Origin of the sequence: Nonomuraea sp. NPDC050153 (assembly GCF_044460125.1) — a bacterium.
GTDB lineage: Bacteria > Actinomycetota > Actinomycetes > Streptosporangiales > Streptosporangiaceae > Nonomuraea.
Window position 1 is genome coordinate 242,942 of record NZ_JBITJQ010000011.1, and the last position, 20,829, is coordinate 263,770.

The 20,829-nt window shown below is 73.2% G+C and carries 16 protein-coding genes; 14 read left to right on the forward strand and 2 right to left on the reverse strand.

Annotated elements, in window-relative coordinates; translation table 11 throughout:
* Positions 1-4: 4 nt before the first annotated feature.
* The 9 genes from ACIBQ1_RS27445 (at position 5) to ACIBQ1_RS27485 (ending at position 9,767) form a co-directional block, all read left to right on the forward strand.
* Positions 5-1,378, forward strand: a complete 1,374-nt coding sequence (locus ACIBQ1_RS27445; protein ID WP_397281875.1) for a carboxylesterase family protein — start codon at positions 5-7, stop codon at positions 1,376-1,378.
* Positions 1,379-1,386: 8 nt separating this feature from the next.
* Positions 1,387-2,517, forward strand: coding sequence for an ROK family protein (locus ACIBQ1_RS27450; RefSeq protein ID WP_397281876.1), 1,131 nt, complete (start codon positions 1,387-1,389; stop codon positions 2,515-2,517).
* Positions 2,518-2,569: 52 nt separating this feature from the next.
* A complete protein-coding gene (locus ACIBQ1_RS27455; protein ID WP_397281877.1) occupies positions 2,570-4,114 on the forward strand; it encodes a GMC oxidoreductase in 1,545 nt (514 codons plus the stop codon).
* A complete protein-coding gene (locus tag ACIBQ1_RS27460; RefSeq protein ID WP_397281879.1) occupies positions 4,111-4,719 on the forward strand; it encodes a hypothetical protein in 609 nt (202 codons plus the stop codon). The genes ACIBQ1_RS27455 and ACIBQ1_RS27460 overlap by 4 nt, the downstream gene beginning before the upstream one ends.
* Positions 4,716-5,660 carry a sugar phosphate isomerase/epimerase family protein gene (locus tag ACIBQ1_RS27465; protein WP_397281881.1) on the forward strand — a complete coding sequence of 315 codons (945 nt, stop codon included), beginning with the start codon at positions 4,716-4,718 and terminating at the stop codon, positions 5,658-5,660. The genes ACIBQ1_RS27460 and ACIBQ1_RS27465 overlap by 4 nt, the downstream gene beginning before the upstream one ends.
* A gap of 53 nt (positions 5,661-5,713) precedes the next feature.
* The gene (locus ACIBQ1_RS27470; protein WP_397281882.1) at positions 5,714-6,778 is read left to right on the forward strand and encodes an isopenicillin N synthase family dioxygenase; all 1,065 of its coding nucleotides are present in this window, start codon (positions 5,714-5,716) and stop codon (positions 6,776-6,778) included.
* Positions 6,779-6,853: 75 nt separating this feature from the next.
* A complete protein-coding gene (locus ACIBQ1_RS27475) occupies positions 6,854-7,177 on the forward strand; it encodes a hypothetical protein (protein ID WP_397281884.1) in 324 nt (107 codons plus the stop codon).
* Between the two features lie 3 nt (positions 7,178-7,180).
* On the forward strand, positions 7,181-8,023 hold the full coding sequence (locus ACIBQ1_RS27480; RefSeq protein WP_397281886.1) for a hypothetical protein: 843 nt from the start codon (positions 7,181-7,183) through the stop codon (positions 8,021-8,023).
* Between the two features lie 148 nt (positions 8,024-8,171).
* Positions 8,172-9,767, forward strand: a complete 1,596-nt coding sequence (locus tag ACIBQ1_RS27485; RefSeq protein ID WP_397281888.1) for an MDR family MFS transporter — start codon at positions 8,172-8,174, stop codon at positions 9,765-9,767.
* 57 nt (positions 9,768-9,824) lie between these two features.
* On the opposite strand, the gene ACIBQ1_RS27490 is transcribed toward ACIBQ1_RS27485, so the two are convergent.
* Together ACIBQ1_RS27490 and ACIBQ1_RS27495 are read right to left on the reverse strand one after the other, a co-directional pair.
* Positions 9,825-10,778, reverse strand: coding sequence for an aldo/keto reductase (locus tag ACIBQ1_RS27490; protein WP_397281890.1), 954 nt, complete (start codon positions 10,776-10,778; stop codon positions 9,825-9,827).
* A gap of 9 nt (positions 10,779-10,787) precedes the next feature.
* Positions 10,788-12,017 (reverse strand): cytochrome P450, encoded by a 1,230-nt coding sequence (locus tag ACIBQ1_RS27495; protein WP_397281892.1) that lies wholly within the window; start codon positions 12,015-12,017, stop codon positions 10,788-10,790.
* 260 nt (positions 12,018-12,277) lie between these two features.
* Between ACIBQ1_RS27495 and ACIBQ1_RS27500 the strand changes: the two genes are divergently transcribed.
* The 5 genes from ACIBQ1_RS27500 to ACIBQ1_RS27520 are packed head-to-tail and all read left to right on the forward strand — an operon-like array spanning position 12,278 to position 20,724.
* Positions 12,278-13,816 carry an FAD-dependent monooxygenase gene (locus ACIBQ1_RS27500; protein WP_397281894.1) on the forward strand — a complete coding sequence of 513 codons (1,539 nt, stop codon included), beginning with the start codon at positions 12,278-12,280 and terminating at the stop codon, positions 13,814-13,816.
* Entirely contained in the window at positions 13,809-14,681 is an 873-nt protein-coding gene (locus ACIBQ1_RS27505; RefSeq protein WP_397281895.1) for a phytanoyl-CoA dioxygenase family protein, read from the forward strand. The genes ACIBQ1_RS27500 and ACIBQ1_RS27505 overlap by 8 nt, the downstream gene beginning before the upstream one ends.
* 47 nt (positions 14,682-14,728) lie before the next feature.
* Positions 14,729-15,778 carry a ketoacyl-ACP synthase III family protein gene (locus ACIBQ1_RS27510; RefSeq protein ID WP_397281897.1) on the forward strand — a complete coding sequence of 350 codons (1,050 nt, stop codon included), beginning with the start codon at positions 14,729-14,731 and terminating at the stop codon, positions 15,776-15,778.
* 45 nt (positions 15,779-15,823) lie between these two features.
* Positions 15,824-16,885 carry a ketoacyl-ACP synthase III family protein gene (locus ACIBQ1_RS27515; RefSeq protein ID WP_397281899.1) on the forward strand — a complete coding sequence of 354 codons (1,062 nt, stop codon included), beginning with the start codon at positions 15,824-15,826 and terminating at the stop codon, positions 16,883-16,885.
* Positions 16,885-20,724, forward strand: a complete 3,840-nt coding sequence (locus ACIBQ1_RS27520; protein ID WP_397281901.1) for a type I polyketide synthase — start codon at positions 16,885-16,887, stop codon at positions 20,722-20,724. The genes ACIBQ1_RS27515 and ACIBQ1_RS27520 overlap by 1 nt, the downstream gene beginning before the upstream one ends.
* Positions 20,725-20,829: the final 105 nt, after the last annotated feature.

Sequence of the window (20,829 nt, forward strand, 5' to 3'; positions counted from 1 at the left end):
TCGGATGGACTTCTTCGACGCGCCCGGCGAGCCGGTCACCGTTCACGCTCCCGCGGGCACGATCATCGGCCGTCGCGCCGGCCTGGTACGGCGCTTCCTCGGCATCCCCTACGCCGAAGCACCCACCGGCGACCGGCGGTTCGCCCCGCCGGTCCGACGTGGCCGGCTCCCGGAGCCGTTCGACGCGTCCCGGCACGGCGCCACCTCTCAGCGCGTGCCGCTGTTCGCCACGACGACCATCCCGGAGCCGTCGATACCGGGCGACGACGTGCTGAACCTCGGCGTCGTCGCCCCGGCCGCGGACGACGACCGCGGGCCGCTCCCCGTCCTGGTGTGGATCCACGGCGGCGGTTTCCTGGCCGGCAGCCCGGCCAGCCCGTGGTACGACGGCCGCGCCTTCGCCCGCGACGGCGTCGTCTGCGTCACCGTCGGCTACCGGCTGGGCGTCGACGGGTTCGCCCCGATGGACGGCGTGCTCCCGAACCTCGGGCTGCGCGACCTGCTGCTCGCCCTGGACTGGGTCCAGGAGAACATCGCCGCGTTCGGCGGCGATCCGGGCCGGGTCACCGTCGCCGGCCAGTCGGCCGGGGGCGCGGCGGTGCTCGCGCTGCTCTCCTCGCCCGCGGGCAGCGGCCGCTTCCACCGCGCGGTCAGTCTGTCCGGCGGCGTCTTCGACGTCGGCCCGGACTCCGCCCGCGGCCTTCTCGAACGGCTCGGGCACCGGCTCGGCGTGCCGCCGACGCGCACCGGATTCGCCGGCCGCACCGTGGAGCAGATCCAGCAGGGTGTCATCGACCTGCGGGACGAGCGGGGTGGCGGCGACGGGCTCGTGCTCGCGCCGTGCGCCGGCGACGACCTCCTGCCGGTGCCCATCGCCGACGGGCTCACCGTCCATGGGCACGACGTTCCCGTGCTGCTCGGCGCGACGGGCGACGAGTTCGACGGCGGCCTCGGGCAGGAGGCCAGAGCCGCCGCCCGCGCGGCGGGCACGCGCCTGACGGACGCCCTGTTCCGCTCCGCCTGCGCCCGCACGGCGGCCGCCCGCCGGCGAGCCGTCGCCGGGACCTGGCTGTACTCCTTCGAATGGCCGTCTCCTGTGCTCGGCGGTGCCGCGCACTGCGTCGACATCCCGTTCTTCTTCGACGTGCTCGACGCACCCGGCATCGCTCCCGCGCTCGGGCCGAACCCGCCCGCCGACCTGGCCACGCTGATGCATGCCGATCTGGTCGGGTTCGTACGCGGCCAGGAGCCGGCCTGGGCGCGGGCGACCGGCGCCCTCGGCGATCCGGCGCGCGAATACGGCCGGCCAGGAGCGGCGCTCGCGGCCGACACCACGGGCGTGTTCGACCCCGTGGTGCGGGCGGTGGGGGAGCGATGATGCCCGGGATGAACCAGAGCGCCGTCCGGCGCGTCAACACCTCGGTCACCCTCCGGACCCTCGCCGTGTCGGCCGGGCCGGTGACGCTGGCCGAGCTCGCCGAGCAGACCGGACTGTCCCGCCGCACCATCGAGCTCATCCTGGACTCGCTCGTCGAGGCTGGCTGGGTGAGCGAGCTGGACCGCGTACCGACCAGCGGCTACGCCGGGCGCCCTGCCCGCCGCTACGAGCTGCGGGCCGAGCACGCGCTGCTGGCGGCCGTCTGCATCACCACCTCCGACGTGTCCGCGGTCATCGCCGATGTGCGCGGCCGCATCGTCGGCCGGGCGCACCGGCTGCTGCGCGCCTACCAGGATCCGCAGGTCACGCTCGACGACGCGGCCGCGCTGGTGCTGGAGGCGCTCGACGCCGCGGGCGGGTCGACGGAGCGGCTGCGCGCCGGCGGGGTCGCCAGCGGCGGCGCGATCGACGACGACGGGGTCGTCCGGCGCCTGGTGCACACGACGCGCTGGGAGGGTGTGGACCTGCCAGGACAGCTCAAGCAACGAATCCTTGTGCCCTGGTTCGCGGACAACGACACCAACCTCGGCGCGCTCGCCGAGCGCTGGCGGGGCGTGGCCGCAGACCACGACAACGTCGTATGGGCGATCCTGGGGAACCGAGCGGGCCTCGGCATCCTCATCCGCGGAGCCGTGCACCGCGGTCTGGACGGCGCCGCGGGCGAGATCGTCGAAGCGCGGTCGATACCGACCGGCTCGATCGAGAACCGCCCGGTGGCCTTGCTGAGTTCACCGGAGCCGGCCGAACGGAGCGTCGCGCTCGGCCGCTTCGACGCGGCCCGGGCCGGTGACGCGACCGCGCTGGCCGAGGTCGACGAGTTCGTGGAGAACATCGCGTCGATCCTCACCACCCTGTCGTGGACCATCGCGCCGTCGCTCATCGTGCTCGGCGGCGGTCTGGAAGACGCGGCCGACGTGCTGCTGCCCCGGGTGCGGGCGGCGTTGCGCGAGGCCCGCGCCCCCGCGGTCGAGTTGCGCGCCACCGGCCTGGGCCGCGACGCCCCGCTCGTCGGCGCCGTGAAGCTGGCCCTCGACCGCATGGACACCGAACTGTTCGGCCCGCTCACCCCGAGCACATGATCGGGCCCTACCTCCTCATCAGCACGCGTGCCGCAAGACTTGGAGTCTCACTGTGACCGACGCCCCCCGTACCGATGTCCTCATCGTGGGCAGCGGCATCATGGGATCTGTCGTGGCCCGACTGCTGCGAGAGGCCGATCCCGCGCTGGACATCACGATGGTCGACGGCGGCGCCGCGATCGGGCAGGCCCCCGGCCTGCACCTGCACGACCTCGACGACCCGGTCCTCTGGTCGCGGTACAACGAACGGGTCGCCACCGGCATCCAGGGCATGTACACGGGTGCCGAGGTGGTGCGCGAGGTCGCGGGCGGTCTCACCGACCTGACGCCCGGCATGTTCCACGCGCTCGCCTTCGGCGAGGACGCCGAGGCGATGCCGGCGACCGCGCTGGCGTGGAACGCGGGGGGCATGGGCGTGCACTGGACCGCCGCGACGCCGTGGCCCGCGGGGGACGAGGTGTTCGACTTCGGCGACCCCGGCCGCTGGGCGGCGGACCTGGACACCGCCCGCCGGATACTCGCGGTCGCGCCGTCCGCGATCGGCCCGACCGAGGTCGGCCGGACGGTGCTCGACGTCCTGCGCCGGCGCTTCGACGGCGTCGGGCCGGGCGACCGGCGACCGCAGCCGATGCCCATGGCCGTCACCGCGACGGCGTCCGGTCGCATGCCGCGCACGGCCCCGGGGACGATCTTTCCCGCGATCGCGGCGGGCGGGGACCCGGGATTCACCCTGACGACCGGCACGCTGGCCACGACACTCCTCGTCTCCGGCGGGCGGGTCGCCGGGGCCAGGCTGCGCCGCGTCGCCGACGGAGCCGATCGGGAGCTCCTGGCGGACGCCGTGGTGGTGTGCGCCGACACGCTGCGCACTCCGCAGTTGCTGTTCGCCTCGGGCATCCGGCCCGCCGCGCTGGGCCGCCGTCTCAACGAGCACGCGTTCGTCACCGCGCGTGTGCTCCTGGACCTCGACCGGTTCGGCATCGGCCGCGGCGCCCTGCCCCTGCCGCGCCCCGGCGAGTTCAGCACGGACTCGCTCTGGCTGCCCCAGAACGGGGCGGCACAGCCGTTCCACGGCCAGGTCATGAACCGCACGTACATGGACGAAGGCGGCCATCCGCTCGCGTACTCCGTGGGTCTGGCGCTGTACGTCCCCATCGAGTCCCGCCCCGAGAACCGGCTCGTGTTCTCGGAAACCCAGACCGACCTCGCCGGGATGCCGCGGATCACCGTCGAGTTCGGCTACTCCGACGCCGACCGCAGGCTGATCGGCCGCGCGCTCGACGAAGTCCGGTCGATCGCCGAGGAGTTCGGCCCGTTCGACCCCGCGACCGAGCGCGCGCTGCTGCCACCCGGCTCGTCGCTGCACCAGACCGGCACGGTCCGGTCCGGGTCGGCCGACGACGGCACCAGCGTGTGCGACCCGGATGGCCGGGTGTGGGGCTTCGACAACCTGTACGTTGCCGGCAACGGTGTGATCCCCACCGCGATGGCCGCCAACGTCACCCTGACCGGCGCGGTCACCGCGGTACGGGCCGCTCGCGCCGTCGCCGGACGACACGCGGCACCGGCCGCGCACCGAGAGGGAGCACGATCGTGATCGACATCGCCAAGGAATACCGCGTCGCGCTGCCCGCGTGGATCGACGACGAACTGGCCGCCGTGCCCGCCCGCATCCCCGACCGCGACGACCGGATGCGCCTCGTGCACCGCCTCGCCGACCGCAACTGGCGCGAGGGCAACGGCGGCCCCTTCGCCGCGGTCGTCGCCGAGCCGGACTCCGGCCGGATCGTCTCGGTCGGCGTGAACGTCGTGCTCGCCTCCGGCGTCTCCAGCGCGCACGCCGAGGTCGTCGCGCTCGGGCTCGCGCAGCGGGCGGCCGGCGGCTGGGACCTCGGCGGCGACGGGCTGCCCGCGCACGAGCTGGTCGTGAACTGGCGGCCGTGCATCCAGTGTTACGGCGCGGCCATGTGGTCCGGGGTACGCGGCCTCGTGGTCGCCGGCGAGGGCCCGGAGCTGGAGGAGATCACCACGTTCGACGAGGGCCCGCTCGGCGCGGACTGGGCCGAGCAGTTCGAGGCACGCGGCATCCGGGTCACCCGGGACGTGCTCCGCGACGAGGCGCTCGCGGTGTTCCGCGACTACAGAAAGGCCGTCGACACCGGCGGCGTCACCGTCTACAACGCCCGCGGAGGTGCCGAATGACGCTGGGCGACACCATCGAACCGCGCTTCGCGACCGACATCATCACCTTCTACCACCCGGGGTTCTGGGGGCTCGACTCCGCCGGCGCCTTCCGCGACTGGGCCGTGGACAACCCTGACCGGTTCTGGGAGCGGGTGCTGGACGTGCTGGCCGAGGCCGGTGTCACCGGCATCGAGCTGACCTTCGCGCCCGGCGACATCGACTCCGCCCTGCGGGCCTTCGGCGACGCGTCGTCGTTCCGCCGCGAACTCCAGTCCCGTGGCCTCTCCGTCGTGAGCGCCTTCATGGCCGGGAGCGCGTCACCCGACTGGCGGCACGCCGAGAACCTGCCCGCGATCGTCGCCGCCGCCGAGCGGCACGCCGCCTTCCTCGCCGACGTGGGCGCGGAACTCCTCGTCACCGGACTGCCCATGCGGGAGACGTTCGGGACGCGCCCGCCCTTCTTCGTCGACGCCGCGTACATGACCCGGATGGCCGACATCGCCCACGTGGTCGGCGAGGCCGTCGCCCAGCACGGTGTCAAGCTCGTCCTCCACACGGAGTCCAACAGCACCCTCTGGTACGAGAGGGACATCGACCTGTTCATGGCGTTGACCGATCCCCGCTACGTGTGGCTGTGCCCCGACTCCTGCCACATCGCGCTCGGGGGAGGCGACCCTGTCGCGGTCGCGCGCCGCCACGCCCAGCGCATCGCGCTGGCGCACTGGAAGGACGCGGTCAAGCCCATCGACGTCGAGCTCACCATCGACGAGACCGTCTTCGCCCAGCAGCAGCCCTACATGACCGAGCTGGGCACGGGCATCGTGGACTGGCGAGGGTGGGCCGAGGCGATGTCCCGCACCCCCGGCGCCGGCACCGTGCTCATCGAGCTGGACGAGGCGGCCGACCCTGTGGCCGCGCTCCGCGCGGGGACGACCGTCGTACGGGAGGCCCGGGCATGAGCTCACCTGACGAGGGGTACCCCCCACTTCCGGGGCCGGCCGAAAGGAATCCCATGTCCTCACGAGAGCCTGAGCGCTTCACCGTCCCGGCGGTCGACATATCCCCCTACGTACAGGGAGGGCCGGAGGCCGAACGCCGCAGGGTCGCGCGGGAGATCGACGACGCCTGCGCCAGTGTCGGCTTCATCCAGATCCTGGGCCACGAGATCCCGGACGCGGCGATCTCCGGCCTGGCCGCGGCGATGGACGCGTTCTTCGCCCTCCCCGTCGCGACGAAGAAGACCTACTGCGTCACGGGCGCCAACCGCGGCTACAGCCCGCCCAAGAGCGAGTCGCTGAGCCTGAGCCTCGGCGTCGAGTCGGCCAGCCGCATGAACGACTTCTTCGAGGCCTTCAACGTCGGCGTGGAGGCGCGCTCCTTCACCTCGCTGGACCTGTCCGAGGAGGACTACGGGATCAACGTGTGGCCCGACCTCGACGGTTTCACCGAGCCCGTCCAGACCTACTTCGAGCACGCCGAACGGGTCGCGCGCACTCTCACCCGGGTCTTCGCCGACGCCCTCCGCCTGGATCCCGAGTTCTTCGCCCGGCTCACCGACCACTCCATCGACGTGCTGCGCATGAACAACTACGCCCTGCCGGAAGGGACGATCACCCTCGACGGCGACCTCATCGGGATGGGGGAGCACACCGACTACGGGATCGTCACCGTCCTGTGGGCCGACCAGGTCGCCGGACTCCAGGTCCTCGGCCGGGACGAACGCTGGCACGACGTCGCGCCGGCCGACGGCGCCCTGCTGGTCAACCTCGGCGACCTCACGGCCCGGCTCACCAACGACCGGTGGATGTCGACCCTGCACCGCGTCAAGCCGCCGATCGTGGACGGCGCGATCAAACGCCGCCGCTCGGCCGCCTTCTTCCACGACGGCAACCCCGAGGCTGTCATCGAGACGCTGGCCAGTCACCACGACGCCTCCGGGCTGGCCTACGAACCGGTCACCGTCCGGGACCACATCAAGGCCAAGCTGGCCGGATCACGGCAGGGCAAGAAGAACCTCGCCGCGGAACGCGAGGCCGCGCGTGTCCTGGCCGCCGAGACCCATCTCCGCGGATCGTGAGCCGACGCGCCGGCCGACATTGACACCATGTGACCGCCGGCCGCAAGGTGAACGCAGGCTGAGAGAAGGATTCCCATGTCTGAGCGCCTTCCGGGAACGTCGAACGTCCCTCCGCCTCCACGTCGGGACGACAGCTCGGTGCACGACCTCTCAAGGGCCACGGGCGCGGAAGGCGGGGGCTCGGCCTTCCGCCGTGCCCTGGGCTCGCCCCGGACCCACGAGACCGTCCGGGCGCTGGTCGACGGCGGCGGCCGGCTGCGCATCGCGGAGCTGCAGGAGCGGACGGGGCTGTCGTTCCTGCAGTTCACGGCGGTGCTGGCCGAGCTGACCGAAGAAGGGCTGGTGACGGTCAAGGGGCCGCCCGGGGACGAGATCGTCCATCTGTATCGCGAGGCGTGAGCCATGTGGGTCTCCTACCTCGCGGTCGTTCTCATCGGCGCGCTCGTCGCGCTGGCCGAGCTGGTGTCGCGGTATCGCGACAACCCCGCCGGCGCGCTGCTGTCGGTGCCGGCGGCCTTCTACGTCGCCGTCAACGCGGGCGGCGCGGCGGCGGCGTTGTGGACGGTCACGCAGTTCGGGTGGACCTTCGGCGCCACGGGGGCGAGCGTCACGTTCACGCAGGTGCTGGCGGCGGGGTTCGGATCGGGGGCGCTGTTCCGCAGCTCGTTGTTCAACGTCACGGCGGGCAACCAGGTGATCGGGGTCGGGCCGAGCGCGGTGCTCACGGTGATCTTGTCGGCCGCCGACCGGGCGGTGGATCGGGGGCGGGCCAGGATCAGGTCCAAGGGAGTCGGCGAGATCATGGGCGGGTTCCCGTTCGAGCGGGGCGCGGACGCGCTGTTCCATTACGCGGTGGCGGCGCTGCAGAACTTCACTCCCGCTGAGGTCAAGGTGGTCGAGGACCGGATCGCGTCCCTGCGCTCGGGGCGTGAGGCCACCCTTCCCGAGCAGGTCAAGTCGTACGTGCTGGGTCTGTCGTTGCAGGCGCTGATCGGTGAGAAGGTTCTGCGGGAGCTGGTGGAGTCGCTGCGGCCGGCCTTCGAGCAGTCGCCGCCCGCCGAGCAGGTGCTGCTGGACGCGCTGCGCGCCAGCGGCGAGTCCGAGCTGCGCAGGCTCCAGGCGATGTCGGGGCTGCAGCTGTTCGAGTTCTCGCGGGTGCTGGACGGGCTGGTCGCGGCGGGGCGGGTGGCCGTGAACGGCGGGTCGGGCCAGGAGATCGCGAGCTTGGCGAAGACACCGCTTTGACTCACGGGGCTTCGGCCCGGCAGGTCGGTGAAGTGAGCGCGGCCCCTCGAAACAGCCGGGTGCACCCGTCTCCCCGATTGCTTACCGGCCGGTTAGCAAGTAAGCTTGCCGACCGGCAGGTAAGTCCTACGGTATCGATGGGAGCGCAATGATGGCAGGAGACGGCGCGAGAGACGCGGCCAGCCCGCCGGCGACAGGGGAGCAGGGCGGACTGGGGTTCACCCACCGCCAGATCCTGGTGACGATGAGCGGCCTGGTCATCGCCATGCTGCTGGCCATGCTGGACAACATGATCGTCGCCCCGGCGCTGCCGACCATCGTCGGCGAGTTGGGCGGCCTGAACCATCTGGCGTGGGTGACCACCGGCTACGTCCTGGCCTCCACCGTGGCCACGCCGATCTGGGGCAAGCTCGGCGACCTGTACGGCCGGCGCATCATCTTCGTCGCCGCGGTGGCGATCTTCCTCCTCGGCTCGGTCCTGTGCGGGATGTCGCAGGACATGGCGCAGCTGATCGGCTTCCGCGCCCTGCAAGGGTTGGGAGCGGGCGGCCTGATGGTCGGCGTGTTGTCGATCATCGGTGAGATGATCCCGCCGCGGGATCGCAGCAAGTACCAGGGCGTGATGATGGCCGCCATGCCGGTGGCGATGATCGGCGGCCCGCTCATCGGCGGCTTCATCACCGACAACCTCAGCTGGCGCTGGGCCTTCTACGTCAATCTGCCGCTCGGCGCCGTCACCCTGGTCCTGTGCTGGATCACCCTGGCCAAGCTGCCCAAGGGCACCGGCAAGGCCGTGATCGACTGGTGGGGCACCGCGCTGCTGACGGTCTGGATCACCGCGCTGGTGCTCATCACCAGCTGGGGCGGCACCCAGTACGACTGGGGCTCGCCGCAGATTCTCGGCCTGGCGGCGCTGGCAGTGGCCGGGTTCGTCGCCTTCGTGATCGTCCAGCGGCGGGCAGCCGAGCCGATCATGCCGCTGCGGGTCTTCAAGAGCCGCAACTTCTCTCTCGCCGGCGCCGTCGCCTTCATCTCGGGGTTCGCCATGTTCGGCGCCACGGGCTTCCTGCCGCAGTTCCAGCAGTTCGTCCAGGGCTCCTCGGCCACCAACAGCGGCCTGCTGCTCATGCCGATGATGATCGCCGCGATGGTCGTCAGCCTGGTCGGCGGCGCGCTGATCAGCAGGACCGGGCACTACAAGTCGCTGCCCATCATCGGCTCCATCCTCGTCACGGCCGGTCTGGCCCTGTTCGCCACCGTGGACCTCGGCACCACCACCACGATGTCGGCCCTCTACATGGTGGTCCTGGGCGCCGGCATGGGCGCGCTGATGCAGACCAGCACCCTCATCGCCCAGAACAGCCTCGACCTGCGCGACATGGGCGCGGGCACCGGCGTGTCGACCTTCCTGCGCAACATGGGCAGCTCACTCGGCGTCTCCCTGCTCGGCGCCGTCTACACCAGCCGGCTGGCCGACTCCCTGGCAGCCGCCGGGCCGGCCGCGCAGAGCGTGGCCTCCTCCGCCACCTCGATGACCCCGCAGTCGCTGCGTGCCCTGCCCGAAGCGGCCCGGCACCTGTTCCAGCAAGCCGTCACCGACGGCATCACCACCCTGTTCACCTGGGGCGCGGCCGTGACCGCCGTCGGCATCGTCCTGGCCTTCTTCATCCGCCAGGTCCCGCTGCGCAGCGCCGCCGCACCCGCCGCCGGCTCCGAGGCCGAGCCGGTCACGGTCGGCAGCTGAGGATCGGCCGGGTCGTCGCCGCGGAAGCCGCTCGTCACAACCCCTTCTGCCAAACCTTCAGGACAGCGGCACCAACCCGGTGAGCTCGGCCAGTTCCTCGGCGGTCGGTTCCCAGCCGCCGGCGGCCGCGTTGGCCCGGACCTGCTCCGGGGCGGTGGCACCGGCGATCACCGATCCGCAGCCGGGCAGCGCGGCCAGCGCGCCGATGGCCACGTCCAGGAGGGAGCGGTCGTGCTTGTCGGCCCAGGACGTCAGCGCCTCCACCCGGCCCAGCCTCTCCGGCGTGACGAGATGGGGACGCTCCGCGAGCCGGCTCCCGGCCGGCGGCTCCTGCCCTCGTCGCACCTTCCCCGTCAGCAGCCCATGGGCCAGCGGGAAGTACGGCAGCACGCCGACCCCGTAGTGCAGGGCCGCCGGCACCACCTCGCGCTCGGCGCCCCGGTCCAGCAACGACCAGTGGTTCTGCGCCGACACGAACGACGCGCACCCTCGCGCGCGGGCCACGTGCGCGGCCTCGGCGATCTGCCAGCCGGCGAAGTTGGAGCTGCCGAGGTAGCGCACCTTGCCCTCACGCACCAGCTCGGTCAGGGCGTCCAGCGTCTCCTCGATCGGGGTGACGCCGTCGGGGAAGTGGTACTGGTAGAGGTCGATGTAGTCGGTACGCAGGCGGCGCAGCGACCCCTCCACCGCTCGCCGGATGTACGACCGGCCGCCCAGCGTTCCGCGCGCCTCACCCTGCCCGTGGTCGGGGCGGTTGCCGGGTCTGCCGAACTTGGTGGCCAGCACCACCTGGTCCCGTCGGCCGGCCAGCACCTCGCCGAGGATCTCCTCGGAGGCGCCGTGGACCGCGCCGTACGCCTCGGCGGTGTCGAAGAGCGTCACGCCCTCCTCGATCGCCGCGTCCACCACCTCTCGGGTACGCGTCGCGTCGATGCGCGAACCGATGTTGTTGCAGCCCAGGCCGACCACCGACACCCGCAGGCCCGAGTCGCCCAACGTCCTGTACCGCATGATCCGAAATCACCTTTCGCTCGGACGGTCCACCGGAGCGGCGCCCCAGGTGACCGGCAGGCGGTCCACCCCGTACACCGCCATGCGGTCACGGGTCGGCACCTCGGCCGCGGGAACGGCCAGGCGCAGGTCGGGAAAGCGCTCGAAGAGCGCGGTCAGCGCGATGCGGAGCTCGGCCCGTGCGAGATGCTGGCCCAGACACTGGTGGATGCCGTGCCCGAACGCCAGGTGCCCGGTCGCGGAGCGGCCCAGGTCCAGGGTGTCCGGGTCGGGGAAACGCTCCGGGTCCCGGTTCGCGACCGGCAGCGCCAGCACCACGGTCTCGCCGGCCGCGATGGCCTGGCCGCCGATCTCCACGTCGGCCAGCGCGGTGCGCCGTACGTCGAACTGGAGGATCGACAGGTACCGCAGGAGCTCCTCGACCGCCGGCTCGGCGAGCTCGGGGTCCGCGGTCAGGCGGGCTCGCTGGGCCGGGTCGGTCAGCAGCACGAACGTCCCGAGCGCGAGCATGCTCGACGTGGGCAGATGGCCGGTGGCCAGCAGTACCATCCCGAGGTTGGTGAGTTCGTCGTCGCTCAGGTCGCCGGTCGCCACGGCGTGAGCCAGCAGCCCGTCGTCCGGCGGGCCGGATCCGGCGCGCAGGCGCTTGAGGAGGCCGCGTACGGTCTCCGTGATCGACATCACGGCCTCGGCGGTCTGTCCCGGCGTGGAGTCCAGGTCGTTCATCACCGCCGTGGCCGCCTGGATCGGGTGCCGGTCCCGCGCCGGGACGCCGAGCAGCTCGCAGATGACCAGTGCCGGAATCGGAACGGCGAACGACGCGACGAGGTCGGCGGGCGGCCCGTCGCCCGCCATCGCGTCGAGCGTCCGCGCGGTGTACCGCCGGATCGCGGGCGTCAGCCCGGCGACGCGACGGGATCCGAAGTGGCGGCTCAGCAGGCGGCGGTACCGGGTGTGTTCAGGCGGGTCCATGTGCGGGAAGATCCCCGGCTCCGCGGGCGTCGGCCGCTGGTGCGCGCGCTCGCGGCCGACCGGCTGGTGCAGCAGCTCGCGCCGGGTGCTGAAGCGTGGGTCCGCCAGGATGGCGCGGGTGACGGCGTACCCGGTCGCCACCCAGCCCACGTGCCCGTCGGGATAGGCGAGCCGGCTGAGCGGGGCTCGCCTCCGCAGCTCGACGGGCGGGTCGAAGGGATTGGGCCGGTCGGTCTCCAACGGCTGGGCCTTGCGCCCATCGCTCATCCGGCAACCTCCCACCTGCGTGCCGGGCACGAGTCGTCCCAGGCACGCCGTTGATCATCGGCGGTGATGATTATGCATGGTGAGTCCGAAAAATGACACCACTAGTCATTTATGGATCATCCGATTAGCATCGGCGCTGACCGCCCGGACACCCATCTGTCAACGCTCAGGTTGCGAACCGCCGTGCGTATCCCGGCCCCGTGATTGGCGACCCGGCAGCTCTTTCAGCAGTCTCGTTCCCTCCTCCAGCAGAGGTGTCAATGGCGTATCCGCATGCACAGGTCGTGGTCGTCGGCGCGGGGCCGGTGGGGCTCATGCTCGCGTGCGAGGTGGCCCTCCACGGCGTTCCGGTCGTGGTGCTCGAACGGCTGCCCGCGATCGAATGGCGCCCGAAGGCCGAGGGCATCACCGGACGGGCCATCGACATCATGGACCGTCGCGGTCTCATGATCGGGGTCACCGAGGCTCCCGCCACGCCGCTGACGGCCGCGCAGCGGGCACGCATCGCCGAGGGGGAGCGGCGGCCGGACAGCCTGCTCCCCAAGGCGTTCCCCGGCGCGCGGCATTTCGCCACCATGTTCCTGCTCCGCCCGGAGTCTCCCGACCTGCTGGTGCCCCAGCAGCTCCTGGAGGAGGACCTGGCCCGGCGCGCGGCGGACCTGGGCATCGAGGTACGGCGCGGCCACGCGGTCACCGGTCTCGTCCAGGACGACGACCGGGTGCGTCTCGACGTCGACGGCCCGGACGGGCCGTACCGGATGGAGGCGGAATGGCTCGCCGGCTGCGACGGCGGCCGGAGCGTGGTCAGGAAGCTGTCGGGCATCGCCTTTCCGGGGACGGACGGCGTCACGTCCGGATACCGGGCCTTCGCCGAGATCGACGACCCCGAGTTCCACCTTCCCGGCTGGTTCCGCAAGGACGGCGGGCTCCTGGTGTACGAGGAGGGGCCGCCCCGGTTCATCACGCTGGAGTTCGACGGCCCGCCGGCCAACCGGGACGCCCCCATCACGCTGGAGGAGTTCCAGGAGGCGCTGCGCCGGCTCAGCGGCACCAAGGTGACGGTCACCGAGGTCAAGAAGATCACCCGGTTCACCGACAACGCGCGGCAGGCCGAGACGTACCGCAGCGGGCGGGTGCTGCTCGCCGGCGACGCGGCGCACGTCCACTCGCACTGGAGCGGCCCGGGACTGCGGCTCGGGCTGGGAGACGCCCTCAACCTCGGCTGGAAGCTCGCCGCGGTCGCGCGCGGCCAGTGCGATGAGGACCTGCTCGACACCTACACCTCCGAGCGGCACCCGATCGGCGAGCAGACGCTGGAGATCCAGCGCGCCTCGATCGCGTTGATGCGCCCCGGCCCGTACGTCGACGCGCTGCGCCGGCTGCTCACGCAGCTGCTGCTCCGCGACGAGGCGAACCGGCAGCTCACCTCCCTGGTCGACGACCTGCACATCAGCTACGACATGGGCGACCCGGCGCTGACCGGCCCGCTGGTCGGGCGCTACAGCCCGGATCTGCGGCTGCGGTGCGCCGACGGCCCCGTACGGCTCGCGGAGCTGCAACGCACCGGACGGGCGCTGCTGCTCGACCTCGGCGCCGGCCCCGAGCTGCGTGCGCTCGCCGAACCCTGGGCAGACCGGGTCGACGTGGTCACGGCCGAATGCGCGCAGGCCCCGGCGGACGCCCTGCTGATCCGGCCGGACGGCTTCGTCGCCTGGAGCCCGCCCGCCGGCCCGGCGTCGCTGCGGGGCGCCCTCACCCGATGGTTCGGCCGACCGGACAGGAGGCTCGCGAATGAGTGATCCCAAGCTGACCACGCTGCCCGCGACGGTGCCGCTCGACGAGGCGATCGACGTGGTCGAGCGTGACGGAGCGGTGATCATCGAGGACTTCGCCGACGCCGGCACGCTCCGCGGCCTGTGGGACGACCTGGGCCCGGATCTGGAACTCCAGGCAGACGGCGACGGGCGGCTGGTCGGCGAGAAGACCCGGATCCTGCCGGGCCTGATCCGCCGGAGCCGGCACTCGATCGCGATCATGCGGCAGCCGCACTTCCTCGGCAGCGCGCGGCACTTCCTGCAGCGCCCGGTGAAAGCCTGGCTCGGCGAGCAGCGCGTGGAGCTGGTCCCGACGATCCAGCTCGGCATCTCGCGGGCGATCCAGATCAGGCCCGGCGTCCCGATCCAGGGGCTGCACCGCGACGACACGGCCCACCTCCGTTCCCACCCGGGTCCGGAGAGCCGGGTGCAGGTCATGGTCGCCGCGAGCGGGTTCACCGCGCGTAACGGCGCCACCCGCGTGATCCCGGGGAGCCACCGATGGGACGACGAGCGGGCGCCCCGCGACGACGAGGCGGTCCCCGCCGAGATGCGGCCCGGCGCCGCGTTGCTGTGGCTCGGCAGCACCTACCACGGCGCCGGCGTCAACGCCTCCGACGCGCCGCGCACCGGCCTGTCCTACGCCTACGACCTCGGCAACCTCCGCCAGGAGGAGAACCACTACCTGTCCCTGCCGCTGGAGACGGTCCGCGGCTACCCCGAGGACATCCAGCGGCTGCTCGGCTACGAGGCCTGCCCGCCCATGTGCGGGCTGTACGAGCTGAGCGATCCGATGCTGCTGCTCCGCGACGGGCCGGAGAACCCCGCCGCGACGGCCGGCCCTCGGTGAGGTCCGGCGGCCGTTCGTGCCACCACGCCCCGCGCTGAAGGAGGACGATGCGCACACCCGACATCTACCTGCGCAGTATCGGCGTCCATCTGCCGCCGGTGGTCGGCGTCGAGACAGCCGTCGCCGAGGGCCGCTACCCGGCCGACGAGATGGAGTACTTCCGTCTCGGCGGTGCGGCGGTGGCCGGCGACGTACCGGCGCCGGAGCTCGCGCTCCGCGCGGCCCGGCACGCGTTCGAGCGCTCCGGCGGAATGTCACCGAGCGACCTGGACCTCATGCTGTACGCCGACGTCTGGCACCAGGGGCCGGAGGGCTGGCAGCCGCAGTACTACCTGCAGCAGCACCTCATCGGCGGCGGCGTGCTGTCCGTCGAGCTGCGGCACGGCTGCTGCGGGCTGTTCAGCGCCCTGCAACTCGCCGCCGGGTACCTGCGGCCGGGCGGCAGCGCGCTGCTGGTCGGTGCCGACAACCACGGCACCCCGCTGGTCGACCGGTGGCGCATGATCGAGGGCAACGTGATGGGCGACGCCGGCTGCGCGCTGCTGGTCACCACGGACACGGGCTTCGCGGAGGTGCGGTCGGTCAACGTGATCGTGCTCCCGGAGGCCGAGTCGGTCAACGACGGCGGCGTGCCGATGTTCCCGCCGGACGCGACCGTGGGCCGGCCGCTCGACTTCGCCGCCCGCAACCGCGAGTTCCGCAAGCGGCTTTTCGCCCGCGACGGCGCCGGCGTCATGCTGGCGATCCAGACGACGCTGATGGGGCTGGTCGACCGCACGCTCAAGGAGGCGGGGATCACCATCGACGAGGTGGCGCGCGTGGCCTTCCCGCACGGGCGCTGGGACGACCTGGAGCACCGGGGGGTGAACTGGTTCGGGCTGACCCTGGCCGACACCACCTGGGAGTACGGCGCGGGCATCGGGCACCTCGGGGTCAGCGACCAGTTCGTCGCCCTCGACCACCTGCTGGCCGTCGGTGCGCTGGCCCGCGGCGACTACATGCTGCTCGTCGGGCTGGGCGCCGGCACCACCATGGCCTGCGCCGTCCTGCGGATCCTCGACGTCCCCCGGGAGTACGCCCCCGGCGGGCCCGGCTGAGCAGGCGCGCATCGACGATCGAGTTCGACCAGCCCGGGAGGCGGCATGGAGACGGCGGACATGTACATCAGCGGGGTCGGGTCGTACCTCCCCGCCACGGTGAGCGTCGAGCAGGCCGTGGCGGCGGGCTGGTACCCGGCCGAGGAGGTCGAGCTGCACCGGCTGGCCGCGGTCGCGGTGGCCGGCGACGTCCCGCCGCCGGAGATGGCGTTACGGGCGGCGCGGAGCGCGGTGGCCCGCAGCGGGCGGTCCCCCACCGAGCTGGACCTGCTGCTGTACGTCTCGACCTGGCATCAGGGCCCGGAAGGATGGCCGCCCCAGTCGTACGTGCAACGCCATCTGGTCGGCGACGGCGTTCTGTCCACCCAGCTCAAGCAGGGCTGCAACGGCATGTTCGCCGCCCTGGAGCTGGCCGCGAGCTACCTGCGCGCGGCGCCCGGCCGCCGGGCGGCGCTGCTGGTGGCCGCCGACAACTACGGCACCCCGCTCGTCGACCGGTGGCGGATGCTGCCCGGGGCCGTCGCCGGTGACGCGGGCAGCGCCCTCGTGCTCGACACCGAGCCGGGGTTCGCCCGGCTGGCGGCGGTCTGCACGATGTCGGTGTCGGAGGCCGAGGAGATGCACCGCTGCGCCGAGCCGCTGTTCCCGCCCGGCGTCACCGAGGGCCGCACGGTGGACTTCGCGGCGCACAACGACGTGTTCCGGCGGCGCGCGGTGGTCGAGGGCAACGGGACCGGGGTGCTCGTGACACTGGACGAGCGGATGGCCGAGGTGATCGACCGTGCCCTGTCGGAGGCCGGGATCAAGGCGGACGACGTGACCCGGGTGGCGTGCATGAACACCTCCCAGGAGATCGCCGACCAGATCTGCGAGCACCGGCTGGGCATCCCGGCGTCCCGCTCGGTCTGGGACTTCGGCCGGACGATCGGCCACTGCGGGGCCAGCGACCAGATCCTCGCGCTGGAGCGCCTGGTCCGCGACGGCGCCCTCGGACCCGGCGACCACCTGCTGATGTTCGGCTTCGGGCCGGGCGTGACGATTTCGGCCGCCGTCGTGGAGATTCTCGAGTCGCCCGTGTGGGCGCGGAGACGGGGAGGTGACGTGTGATGGACCGACCGGTCGAGATGATCGCGCTGATCGGGATCGGCTGCCGGCTGCCGGGTGGCGTCGGCTCGGCGGAGGAGTACTGGAACCTGCTGTACGAGGGACGGGACGCCGGCGGACCGGCGCCCGCCGAACGCTGGCGCGACTACGCCGACCGCGGCCCGTCGTACGCGGCGGCGGTCCGCCGCACCCTCGCGCACGGCAGCTTCCTGGACGGGGTGGCCGACTTCGACGCGGAGTTCTTCGGCCTCTCGCCGCGAGAGGCGGAGCTGATGGACCCGCAGCAGCGGCTCGTGATGGAGACCGCGTGGGAGGCGCTGGAGCACGCCGGGGTGTCGCCGGACGCGCTGGCCGGCACCGACGCGGGCGTGTACGTGGGTGTCTGCACCGGCGACTACGGGCACCGGCTGCTGGAGGACCTGCCCGACATCGAGGCGTGGACCGGGATCGGCGCCGCCGCCTGCGCGGTGGCCAACCGGGTGTCGTACGCGCTCGACCTGCGCGGCCCGAGCCTGGCGGTGGACACGGCGTGCTCGGCGTCGCTGGTCGCCGTCCACCTGGCCGTGCAGGCCCTGCGGTCCGGCGAGACCGACGTGGCGCTGGCCGGCGGGGTCAACCTCATCCTGTCCCCCGGCGAGACGCTCACCCTGGACGCCGCGGGCACCCTGGCGCCGGACGGGCGGAGCAAGTCGTTCGACGCCGCCGCCGACGGGTACGGGCGGGGCGAGGGCGCGGTGGTCGTGGTGCTCAAGCGGCTCGCCGACGCCGTACGGGACGGTGACCGGATCCTCGCGACCATCCGCGGCAGCGCGGTCAACCAGGACGGCCGCACCGCGGGCATCATGGCGCCGTGCGGCCAGGCGCAGGAGCACGTCATGCGCCGCGCGCTGCGGCAGGCGGGCGTGGAGCCGGGCACGGTCGGCTACGTCGAGGCGCACGGCACCGGCACCGCGGTCGGCGACCCCCTCGAAGCCGGCGCGCTGGGCGCCGTGTACGGGGCGAGCAGGCCGCAGGAAGAACCGTGCCTGATCGGCTCGGCCAAGTCCAACATCGGTCACCTCGAAGGCGCCGCCGGCATCGCCGGCCTGGTCAAGGCCGTCCTGGCGCTCGAACGCGGCGAGATCCCGCCGAGCCGGCTCGACACGCCCACTCCGGCCGTCGACTGGGCGGGCGCCGGGCTGAGGGTGGTCGGCGCGCCGACGCCGTGGCCCGGCACCGCGCATCCACGCCGCGCCGCGGTCTCCGCCTTCGGGTACGGCGGCACCGTCGCCCACGTCGTCCTCGAAGAGGCGCCGCCGGCACGGCCGTCCCCCGAAGGGAGCGCGGGCCAGCTGTACCCGGTGTCCGCCGCGTCGCGCCCGGCGCTGCGGCAGGCCGCCGGCAACCTCGCCGGTGTCGTCGGTCGCCTGCCGGCGGCCGACGTCGGGCACACGCTCGCGCTGCGCCGGGCCCACCTGCCGCACCGGGCGGTGGTGGCGGCGCAGGATCCGGCCGCGCTGGCCGAGCGGCTGCGCGCGCTGTCGGCCGGCACCCCGCACGACGCCGTGACCACCGGGCGGGTGCTCATCGACCCCGGTCCCGGCCCGGTGTTCGTGTTCTCCGGGCACGGCTCGCAGTGGGCCGGCATGGGCCGGGAGCTGCTGGAGACCGAGCCGGCGTTCGCCGCGGTGATCGACGAGCTGGAGCCGGTGTTCGCCGCCGAGATCGGCTTCTCGCCGCGGAAGGCGCTCACCGAGGACGAGCTGACCGAGGTGGACCGGATCCAGACCATGATCTTCGCGATGCAGCTCGGCCTCGTCGAGCTGTGGCGTGCGTACGGGGTGCGGCCGCACGCGGTCATCGGCCATTCGGTCGGCGAGATCGCCGCCGCCGTGACGGCCGGAGCGCTGAGCCGCCTCGACGGGGCCCGGTTGATCTGCCGGCGGTCCCGGCTGCTGCGGCGGGTCGCCGGTCGCGGTGCGATGGCCATGGTGCAGCTGCCGTTCGCCGAGGCGGCGCGGCTGCTGGGGGACCGCGCCGATGTGGTCGCCGCGATTGCGTCGTCGCCCGGCTCCACGGTCGTCTCCGGCGATCCGGACGCCGTCGCCGAGGTGCTGGCCGCATGGCTGGAAGAGGGGATCCCGGCCCGCCGGGTCGCCTCGGACGTGGCCTTCCACGGGCCGCAGATGGATCCGCTGCTGGCCGACCTGACCGCCGCCGCGGCCGACCTGGCGGCCGGTGCCCCCGGCCTGCGCGTCTACTCGACGGCGCTGGACGATCCACGGGCGCGGCACGGCTTCGGCGGCGCGTACTGGGCGGCCAACCTGCGCCGGCCGGTGCGCCTGGCCGACGCCGTCGCGGCGGCCGCGGACGACGGGTACCGCGCGTTCGTCGAGATCTCCCCGCACCCGGTGGTCACCCACTCGGTGCTGGAGACGCTGGGCGCGGGCGGGCACGAGGACGTCTTCGTCGGCGCGTCGTTGCGGCGCAACCGTCCCCCGAGCGTCACTCTGCCGGCCAGCGTGGCCGCGGCGCACTGCGCCGGCCTCGACGTGGACTGGCATCGGCTGCAGCCGGCCGGCGGTCCGGTCGTGCTCCCCGCGTACCCCTGGCAGCACCGCAGGCACTGGCGTACGCCGTCGGCCCCGGACACCGCCGGCCGCGGCCACGACCCGGACTCGCACACGCTGCTCGGTGACGGCGTCGATCTCGCGGGCACCGACGTACGGCTCTGGCGGACCGGCGTGGACGACCAGACCCGGCCCTATCCCGGCAGCCACGCCATCGAGGGCGTGGAGATCGTGCCGGCCGCGGTGCTGGCGGCGACCTTCTTCGCCGCCGCCGGGGGCCAGTTGCTCGGCGAGGTGACGATGTCGGCGCCGCTGCTGACCGCCGACCGCCGCGAGGTCCAGGTCGTACGGCAGGGAACCGAGCTGCGGCTGGCCGCCCGCGCCGCGGGCGAACCGGACGCCGCCCGCGCCGCGGGCGAACCGGACGCCGCCCGCGCCGCGGGCGAACCGGACGCCGCCCGCGCCGCGGGCGAACCGGACGCCGCCTGGCAGATGATCGCCACCGCCACGGTGCCCGCCACGCCGGGCGAGGCGCCCGCGCCACCGGCGCGGGCGCTCACACCGGCGGAGCCGGGCCTGGTCGGACAGCGGCTCGCCGCGGTCGGCGTACCGGAGACCGGGTTCGACTGGACGGTCGAGGAACTGCTGCGCGGCCACGGCGCGCTGCGTGCCCGGGTACGGTGCGGGCCGGCCGCCACGTGGGCGCCCGTCCTGGACGCGGCGATGTCGGTGGCGCCGAGCGCGTTCCCCGGTGACCCGCTGCTTCGCATGGTGACGCACGTCGATCGGCTGGTCACGGTCGGAGAGCCGCCGAGCACGGTGGACATCGAGGTGTGGCTCGACCCCGAGCGCGGCGACACGGTGCAGGTGAGGGTGACCGACGGTACCGGCGCCGTCGTCGGCTGGCTGTCGGGACTGCGCTACCCGGTGATCGACGTGCCGACCGCCCCGGAGAACGGCACGGGGAACGGTGCCGAAGGCGTGCGGACCGCCGAGTCGATCGCCGATCTGGGGCCGGAGGAGCTGCGGGCGTTCCTGCTCGAAGAGGTCGGTGCGCAGATCGCCAAGGAGATGCGGCTGGCACCCACCGACCTGTCGCCGTACCGGCCGCTGGTCGAGCAGGGGCTGGACTCGGTGCTGACGGTGGTGGTGCGGCGGCGGCTGGAGAAACGGTTCCGATGCTCGCTGCCGACGACCCTGCTGTGGCGGCAACCGACCGTCGCCGCGGTCTCCGACTACATCGCCGGGCTGGTGTCCGCCTCGGGCGGCAACGGCAGCACCGGCGCGGGGTGAGGCGCCCTCGCTGTCTCGGGACGGGTGTCTCGCAGTCGCAGACCAGGCGGTGGAGCCAGGCGTGGGCAGGGTGGCCAGGGCGGGCACGGTGGCGAGCTGGAGGGC